1 protein-coding gene is annotated in these 1,607 nt (G+C 51.6%); it reads left to right on the top strand.

Going from position 1 to position 1,607, the window contains the following annotated elements:
- A partial coding sequence (locus VLA04_06560) for a type IV secretory system conjugative DNA transfer family protein (GenBank protein ID HSI21316.1) occupies positions 1 to 1,607 on the top strand: 1,607 nt, incomplete at both ends.

Raw genomic sequence — 1,607 nt, 5'->3', positions numbered from 1 at the left:
GACGAAATAGACCCGTTGGATTTGACCGTTCTCGGCCTTACTGACTTCCGTAACCAGGCGCATGAGTTTGGTATCAAGAATGATGACCGTATGCGTCACGTATACGTCATTGGTAAGTCTGGTACCGGAAAAAGTACGCTTCTCGAGAATATGGTCATTGACGATATTTTGGAGGGCAGGGGAGTTATCGTGGTAGATCCCCACGGAGAACTTGCCGACAAGGTAGTTAACTCTATCCCTGAGCATCGCATTAAAGATGCCGTCATTTTTGACCCCGCTGACAGGGATTATCCAATTGCCTTCAACATCTTGGATATGACCAACCCTGACCAGAAGGGGAATATTGCCTCTGGTTTTGTGGCAAGCCTTAAAAAGATCTTCGGCAACTCTTGGGGGCCGCGTCTTGAGTACATTCTTCGTAATGCCACCCTGGCTATTTTGGATACTGAGCACCCAACCATGCTTGGCATCCCGCGTATGCTAACGGATGCCAGTTACCGTAACCAGGTAATCCCACAAATTAAGGACCCAGTTGTCTTGGACTTCTGGAAGAACGAATGGGCAGCTAAAGAGCAGCGCCAGCAGGTGGAAGAAATGGGATCCATCTTGAACAAGGTTGGACAGTTCCTTTCCAGCAGCCTCATCCGCAACATCGTTGGCCAGCCAAAGTCAGGCTTTGACATGCGCAGGCTTATGGATGAGAACAAGATCCTCATCGTTAACCTGTCCAAAGGAAAGATTGGTGAAGACAACTCTGCGCTGCTTGGTACCATGATGATTACCAAAGTACAGCTTGCGGCCATGAGCCGTGCAGACGTTGACCCTAAGGACCGTCCGGCCTGCTTCCTCTACGTGGATGAGTTCCAAAACTTTGCTACGGAGTCGTTTGCTACCATCTTGTCTGAGGCACGTAAGTATAACCTCGGCCTTACCATTGCCCATCAGTATATTGCGCAGATGTCCCCAGAGGTGAAAGATGCGGTATTTGGTAACGTGGGAACCATGATTTCCTTCCGTGTGGGATCTGAGGATGCCAGTGCATTGAAGCCTGAGTATACCCCGGTCTTTGACGAGAATGACTTGGTCAACCTGCAGCGAGGCCACGTGTATATCAAGCTTCTTATTGATGGTTTGGCTATGCCGGCCTTTTCCGCCCAAACCATGCCTCCCCGTAAGATGCAGGACCCCAACTTCCGCAACGAAGTGGTTGAGTATTCACGCGCCCAATATGCACTTACAAGGGAGGCTGCAGAGCAGTTAATTGATGAAACTGCTGGTTATAAGCAAAAAAGGGAAGCGGAACAGGCTTCCAAAGAGGCAGCTTCTATTTTGCAGCAAGCGCCGCCCCCCTCTCGTCCAAATGCGAATTATGGTAGTCAAAGCCAAGGTCCACGTCCCATGCCTCAAGATAGGGGATTCCAATCTGGACCTCCTCGTTCGGCTGCCCCTGCGCCTCAGCAGCCTAAGCCTGCACCTACAACCCCAGTGGCCCCTCCTACACCTGCTCCGGTAGCTGAACCAGTTGTTGCCAAGGAGTCAGCTCCAGCTCCAGCTCCAGCTCCAGCTCCAGCTCCAGCTCCAGCTCCAGCTCCAGCTCCAGCTCCAGC

The organism is Verrucomicrobiia bacterium, assembly GCA_035460805.1.
GTDB lineage: Bacteria > Patescibacteriota > UBA1384 > CAILIB01 > CAILIB01 > DATHWI01.
This window is presented reverse-complemented; position numbering and strand designations above follow the sequence as displayed.